We start from the raw sequence: 7,241 nt of genomic DNA on the forward strand, positions 1-7,241 counted from the left end.
GTTCACCTCCGCGTCACCCCGCCTCCCTACGGTGTCGCCCCGGCCGCCGCGCTCCCGATCGCGCGGCCGGGACGGAGACGAGACGTGACCGAGACGGCCGGCCCCCAGGACGTGCTCGACGCCGGAGCGGCCACCCCGCCTCCCCGCACGCTGGTCGACGTCCTCCGCGACACCGCGGAGCGCCACCCGGACGCCTCCGCCCTGGAGGACCCGGCCGGCGCGCTCAGCTACCGGGAGCTGCTGGCCCGCACGGTGCAGCTCGCGGGCGAGCTCACCGCCGCCGGGGTCCGACGCGGCGACCGCGTCGGGATCCGCATGCCCAGCGGCTCCCGCGAGCTCTACCTCGCGATCCTGGCCGTCCTCGCCGCGGGAGCCGCGTACGTCCCGGTGGACGCGGACGACCCCGAGGAGCGGGCGCGCCTCGTCTTCGGCGAGGCCGCCGTCCGCGGCGTGATCACCGGCTCCGGCCGCTTCGAGCGCACCGGCGCCGACGAGCCGGCCGCACGCCTGTTCACCGCGAGCGCGCCGCACCCGAGCACGGCGTCGATCCCGCTGCTGCAGCCGCCCTCGCTCGAGGACGACGCCTGGATCATCTTCACCTCCGGCTCCACCGGAACCCCCAAGGGAGTGGCGGTCAGCCACCGCTCCGCCGCCGCCTTCGTCGACGCCGAGGCGCGCCTGTTCCTCCAGGCGGAGCCGCTCGGCCCCGGGGACCGGGTGCTGGCCGGTCTCTCGGTCGCGTTCGACGCGTCCTGCGAGGAGATGTGGCTCGCCTGGCGGCACGGCGCCTGTCTCGTCCCCGCTCCCCGCTCGCTGGTCCGCAGCGGCATGGACCTCGGCCCCTGGCTGACCACGCACGGCATCACCGTGGTCTCGACCGTGCCGACCCTCGCGGCGCTCTGGCCCGCGGAGTCGCTCGAGAACGTCCGCCTGCTGATCTTCGGCGGCGAGGCGTGCCCGCCGGAGCTCGGCGAGCGCCTGGCCGTCGAGGGCCGCGAGGTCTGGAACACCTACGGGCCGACCGAGGCCACCGTCGTCGCCTGCGCCGCGCCCCTCGGCGGGCCTCCCCCGGTGCGCATCGGGCTGCCGCTGGACGGCTGGCGGCTCGCCGTCGTGGACGCGGACGGACAGCGGGTCGGCGAGGGCGAGGTCGGCGAGCTGGTCATCGGCGGGGTCGGGCTCGCGCGCTACCTCGACCCGGTCAAGGACGCCGAGAAGTACGCGCCGGCACCGCTCCTGGGCTGGGAGCGGGCCTACCGCTCCGGCGACCTGGTGCGCTTCGAGAGCGCCGGCCTCGTCTTCCAGGGGCGCGCGGACGACCAGGTGAAGCTCGGCGGTCGGCGGATCGAGCTCGGCGAGGTCGAGGCGGCGCTGCAGGCGCTCCCCGGAGTCTCGGGGGCGGCGGCCGCGGTCCGCACCACGGCGGCCGGCAACCAGGTCCTCGTCGGCTACCTGGCCCTCGCCGGCGGCCGGGAGCTCGACCGCGACGCGGCGCTCGCCCGCCTGCGTGAGGAGCTGCCCGCATCCCTCGTGCCGCTGCTGGCCGTGGTCGAGGAGCTGCCGACCCGCGTCTCCGGCAAGGTCGACCGCGCCGCACTCCCCTGGCCGCTCGCCGTGGGCACGACCGAGGACGCCTCCCTCGACCCCGAGGAGGCGTGGCTCGCCGCCCTCTGGCGCGACGTGCTCGGCGTGCCGGTCGACGAGCGGGCGAACTTCTTCGACCTCGGCGGCGGCTCCCTCGCCGCCGCCCAGCTGGTCGCGCGGATCCGCGAGCGCGACCCCGAGTTCACGGTCGCCGACGTCTACGCCCACCCGCGTCTCGCGGCGATGGCCGCCGAGATCCAGAGCCGCTCGACCGGCACTGCGGAGGTGTCCGCTCACCGCATCGCGCCGGTCCCCCTCAGGATGCGCGTGCTGCAGACCCTCCTCGGCGCACCACTGCTCGTGCTCGGCAGCGCCCGCTGGATCACTGCGATCCTCAGCGTCACCGCGGTGCTCGACCTGGTGCCGGGGTTCGGCTGGCTGCCCACCGCTCCGCTCGCCGCGCTGATCCCCGCGTTCGCGCTCTTCCTCACGCCGTTCGGGCGGATGGGGCTCACCGTCCTCGCCGCGCGCACCCTGCTGCGCGGGATCCGAGCCGGAGACCACCCGCGCGGCGGGAGCGTGCACCTCCGGCTCTGGCTGGCGGAGCAGATCGCGTTCCAGCTCAAGGCCGTGAGCCTGGCGGGCGCGCCCTGGGTCGCCTACTACGCCCGCGCGCTCGGTGCCCGCATCGCCGACGACGTCGACCTGCACTCCCTCCCTCCTCTGACCGGGATGCTCACGCTCGGGCGCGGCGCCGCGATCGAGCCCGAGGTCGACCTCTCCGGCTACTGGATCGACGGCGACGTCCTGCGCGTCGGCGCCGTCCGGGTCGGCGCGGGCAGCACGGTGGGCGCGCGCAGCACGCTCCTCCCCGGCGCCCGGATCGGCAAGCACGCGCAGATCGAGCCGGGATCGGCCGTCTTCGGGCGGGTGCCGGCCGGGCAGCGCTGGGGAGGATCCCCCGCCCAGCGGCTCGGCAGGGCGAACGCCGGGTTCCCCTCGGAGCGCCCGGCGCGCCGCCCGGGCTGGGTCTGGGCGTACGGAGCGTCCGCGGTCGGCCTCGCAGCGGTCCCGGTCCTCGCCCTCGCGGCCGGGCTCGCCGTCGTGGCCGCCGCCGTGCGCGGCTCGGCCGGCCTCGGCGCCGCGCTCGGGCCCGCTCTCGCCGCCCTCGTGCCCGCCGTCGCCGTCTCCGGAGTCGTCCTCGCCGCCCTCGTCGTCGTCCTGGTGCGCCTGCTCGGCCGGGGCGTCGAGCCGGGCACCCACCCCGTGCGCGGTCGGATCGGCTGGCAGGTCTGGTCGACGGAGCGGCTGCTCGACTCCGCGCGGGTCCTGCTCTTCCCGCTCTACTCGGGCCTGTTCACCCCGGTCTGGCTGCGGCTCCTCGGCGCGAAGGTCGGACGCGACGTCGAGGCCTCGACGGTGCTGCTCCTGCCCGCGATGACGACCATCCGCGACGGCGCGTTCCTCGCCGACGACACGCTCGTCGCCTCCTACGCGCTCGGCGGCGGCTGGATGCGGCTCGCCCGCGCCGAGATCGGCGAGCGCGCGTTCCTCGGCAACTCCGGCATGGCCGCTCCCGGTCACACCGTGCCCGCCGGCGGACTCGTCGCCGTCCTCTCCTCCGCGCCCCGGAAGTCGAAGGCGGGCTCGTCGTGGCTCGGCTCACCGCCCGTGCGGCTGCGGCGCACCGTCGTCGAGGCGGAGTCGGCGCGCACCTTCCGCCCGGCCCGCCGACTCCGCGCGGCCCGCATCGCGTGGGAGCTCGGCCGCTTCGTCCCGGTGGTCGTCTCGGTCGCGATCGGCCTCGGCGTGGTCGCCGGACTGCTCGCGCTGATCCAGACGCTCGGGGCGGTGCTCGCCGCGCTCGTGGGAGGCGTCGTGCTGCTGGCCGCCGGGGCGGTCGCCGCGGCCGTCTCCACCGCCGCGAAGTGGATCCTGATCCAGCGGGTCGAGCCGAGCGAGCAGCCGCTGTGGTCCTCGTTCGTCTGGCGGAGCGAGCTGGCCGACGCCTTCACCGAGATGGTCGCCGCGCCCTGGTTCGCCCACGCCGCCGCGGGCACTCCGGCGCTGGTCTGGTGGCTGCGGAGCCTCGGCGCCCGGATCGGACGCGGCGTCTGGTGCGAGAGCTACTGGCTCCCCGAGGCCGATCTGATCTCGCTCGGCGACGGAGCGACCGTGAACCGGGGCTGCGTCGTGCAGACGCACCTGTTCCATGATCGAATCATGAGCATGGATCTCGTGAGCCTCGACGCCGGCGCCACCCTGGGCCCGCACAGCGTGATCCTCCCCGCCGCGCGGATCGCCGAGCACGGCACGGTCGGCCCGGCCTCGCTCGTCATGCGGGGGGAGCTCGTGCCCGCGGGCAGCCGCTGGAGCGGCAACCCGATCGGCCCGTGGCGCGAGGTGCGCGTCGCCGACTACCACGCGCCCGTCGCGTGAGCCCCGCGCTGACCGGGCTCGAGACCGCCGGCGACCCCTACGTCCCCGGCATCGGGAACACCGGCTACCGCGTCGAGGCCTACGACCTCGACCTCGACTACCGCGTCGCCTCCAACCGCCTGGCCGGCCGGGCCGTGCTGCGGATCGTCGCGCTGCAGCCGCTCCGGCGGTTCTCCCTCGACCTCTCCCGGCTCCGCGTGGCCCGTGTCCGGATCGACGGACGCCGCGCCCGCCACGAGCAGGCGCCGCACAAGCTGCGGGTGTCCCCCGCCGAGCCGCTGGCCGCCGGCGAGAGCGTCGACGTCGAGATCGAGTACAGCGGCCACCCCGCCCCCCGCGCCAGCCACTGGGGCGAGCTCGGCTGGGAGGAGCTGGAGGACGGGGTGCTCGTCGCCTCGCAGCCCTCCGGCTCCTCCACCTGGTTCCCCTGCAACGACGACGTCGCCGAGAAGGCTCCGTACCGCCTGCGCGTCACCGCCGAGGAGGGCTACGCCGTGCTCGCGAACGGGGTGCTCGTCGACTCGAGCGCCCGCTCCGGCCGCCGCACCTGGCTCTACGAGCAGCGCGAGCCCAGCGCCGCGTACCTCGCCTCGGTGCAGATCGGCCGCTACGCGATCGAGGAGCGCGTGCTCGCCGGGGTCGCGGTGACCCTCGCCCGCCCCGCCGCCCTGGCCGCTCGGGTCGCGCACGACTTCGCTCCGCTCGAGCGCATGCTCGCCCTGTTCACGCGGCTGTTCGGGCCCTACCCCTTCGCCCGCTACTGCGTCGTCGTCACGGCGGACGAGCTGGAGATCCCGCTCGAGGCGCAGGCGATGGCGGTGTTCGGCGCCAACCACGCCGACGGCCGCGGCGGCTCGGAGCGCCTCATCGCTCACGAGCTCGCGCACCAGTGGTTCGGCAACAGCGTGGGCATCGCCCGGTGGCGCCACATCTGGCTCAACGAGGGGTTCGCCTGCTACGCGGAGTGGCTGTGGTCGGAGGAGTCGGGCCGCGCCACCGCCGACGCCTGCGCCCGCCGCCACCACGCGGTGCTGCGGGCTGCGGCGCAGGATCTCGTGCTCGCCGATCCGGGGCCGGTCGCACTCTTCGACGACCGCGTCTACAAGCGCGGCGCGCTCACCCTGCACGCGCTGCGGCTCACCGTCGGCGACGAGCCCTTCCTCCGGCTACTGCGGGAGTGGACGTCCCGCTACGCCTCCGCCGCCGTCACCGACGAGGAGTTCCGCGAGCTCTGCACCGAGGTCCTCGGCGAGGGCGTGGACGACCTGCTCGACACCTGGCTCCTCGACGAGGAGCTGCCGCCGCTACCGTCCCGGCGCTGACACCAGCGAGTCCGCGAGCGCGTCGCCGTGCTCGCGCCGCCAGCCGATGATGGGCCCGGCGCCCGCGTCCCCCATCGGCCCGAGGGCGACGCTGACCCGCAGCGCGGGGTCCAGCTGCGGCTCGGCCAGCCGGAAGCGGACGCCGTCGATCCGCGCCTCCGCCGCGTGGTGCGACTCGTGCACGTGCACCCGGCGCGGGTCGAGCTCGAGCCCGCGGCCGTCCGCCTTCAGCGCGGCCTCGATCCGGGTCCAGTGCAGGACGGGGTCGGCGGGGCGCATCCCGCCCGTGGCGAAGGGCGCCCCGGCGATGCGCGTGATCCGCTCCCCGCGCTCGGGCGTGCCCAGCGTCGGCTCCACATCGACGCCGACCGCACCGGCGCTGCTCGCCGCGACCACGACGGCGCCCGAGCAGTGCGCGATGCTCACCGACAGCAGCTCGAGCGCGATCCCGCGTCCCTCCAGCCGCGGCCGGCCGTGCGCGCCCCCGCAGCGCGGGCAGCAGGCGACGACCCGGACCTCCGACGCGCGCGTCCCCGTGAGCTCGGCCGCGAGCATCCGCAGGAGCACCCGCCCGAAGACGAAGCGCTCGGCCGCCGACGCGGCGACCGTGCCGGCGTAGCGCTCGCGCTCCTCGTCGCTCAGCAGCGGCAGCAGCCGCTCGGCGTCCAGCGTCTGCTCGTCGAGCGCCAGCCAGCGCAGGTGCACCCCCGGCAGCTCCGCGCCGATCCCCGACTCCCCCATGTCCGTCCCCCCGGTCAGCTCGTCGCGGCGTGCTCGCCGCGCTCGTACACGTCCGCGGCCGATCCGACGATCAGCGGGTCCGGACCCAGCGGGCCCACGACCTCCTCGTCGCGTCCGTCGTAGTCGTAGAGGCTCAGGACATAGCGCATGGCCTCGAGCCGGGCGCGCTTCTTGTCGTTGCTCTTCACGATGGTCCAGGGAGCGTCGGCGGTGTCGGTCGCCGCCATCATCGCCTCCTTGGCCGCGGTGTAGTCGCCCCACTTGTCGAGCGAGGCGAGGTCCATCGGCGAGAGCTTCCACTGGCGCACGGGGTCGATCATGCGGATCGTGAACCGGGTGCGCTGCTCCTCCGCCGAGACCGAGAACCACAGCTTCACCAGGTCGATGCCGTCGCCGACGAGCATCCGCTCGAACAGCGGCGTCTGGCGGATGAACTCGTCGTACTGCGCCGGGGTGCAGAAGCCCATCACGCGCTCCACGCCGGCCCGGTTGTACCAGGAGCGGTCGAAGAGGACGATCTCGCCGGCGGCCGGCAGGTGCGAGACGTAGCGCTGGAAGTACCACTGACCGGCCTCGCGCTCGGTCGGCTTCTCGAGCGCGACCACGCGGGCTCCGCGCGGGTTGAGGTGCTCGGTGAAGCGCTTGATGGTGCCGCCCTTGCCCGCGGCGTCGCGCCCCTCGAACACGACCACGAGCCGGCGCCCGTGCTTCTTGATCCAGTTCTGCAGCTTCAGCAGTTCGATCTGGAGGAGGCGCTTGCCCGCCTCGTACTCCTCGCGCGACATCCGCTCGTCGTAGGGGTAGCCCTCGCGCCAGGTGTCGATCTGCGTGCCGTCGCGGCGCAGGAGCACCGGATCGTCGTCGTCCTCGTCCAGCACGACGAGGTCCCGCGCGTCGGCGGGCGTGAGCGTGCGGAGCAGCTCGGGAGTGGGACGGAGGGCGTCATCGGCGATGTCGGGCACGGAGGGACGCTAGTGCGGCCGTGCAACGCTCCGGTGAACGGCGGGTATCCCCGCGTCTCCGGGGAGGACGGTGGGACGGGCTGCCGCGCCGATCGCGGTCCCGGCCGCCGGATGCGCAGGCTGACCACGACGGCTGTACGCAGCCGAGGCTGCACTGCTCGATCCGGGGCGCTCCCGCGAGGATCGACCGGCT

At 75.3% G+C, this 7,241-nt stretch carries 4 protein-coding genes; 2 read left to right on the top strand and 2 right to left on the bottom strand.

Going from position 1 to position 7,241, the window contains the following annotated elements:
- Positions 1-84: 84 nt before the first annotated feature.
- Both C5C74_RS12735 and C5C74_RS12740 read left to right on the top strand, forming a co-directional pair.
- The gene (locus C5C74_RS12735; RefSeq protein WP_181134704.1) at positions 85-4,023 is read left to right on the top strand and encodes a Pls/PosA family non-ribosomal peptide synthetase; all 3,939 of its coding nucleotides are present in this window, start codon (positions 85-87) and stop codon (positions 4,021-4,023) included.
- Entirely contained in the window at positions 4,020-5,345 is a 1,326-nt protein-coding gene (locus tag C5C74_RS12740; protein WP_258064169.1) for a M1 family metallopeptidase, read from the top strand. Before C5C74_RS12735 ends, C5C74_RS12740 begins: the two co-directional genes overlap by 4 nt.
- Here C5C74_RS12740 and C5C74_RS12745 read toward each other — a convergent pair.
- The gene (locus C5C74_RS12745; protein ID WP_104246618.1) at positions 5,328-6,086 is read right to left on the bottom strand and encodes a 4'-phosphopantetheinyl transferase superfamily protein; all 759 of its coding nucleotides are present in this window, start codon (positions 6,084-6,086) and stop codon (positions 5,328-5,330) included. The genes C5C74_RS12740 and C5C74_RS12745 overlap by 18 nt on opposite strands.
- Before the next feature lie 14 nt (positions 6,087-6,100).
- On the bottom strand, positions 6,101-6,961 hold the full coding sequence (gene ppk2, locus C5C74_RS12750; protein WP_244229668.1) for a polyphosphate kinase 2: 861 nt from the start codon (positions 6,959-6,961) through the stop codon (positions 6,101-6,103).
- Between the last annotated feature and the right edge of the window lie 280 nt (positions 6,962-7,241).

Source organism: Rathayibacter sp. AY1E8 (assembly GCF_002931415.1).
Classification (GTDB): Bacteria; Actinomycetota; Actinomycetes; order Actinomycetales; family Microbacteriaceae; genus Rathayibacter.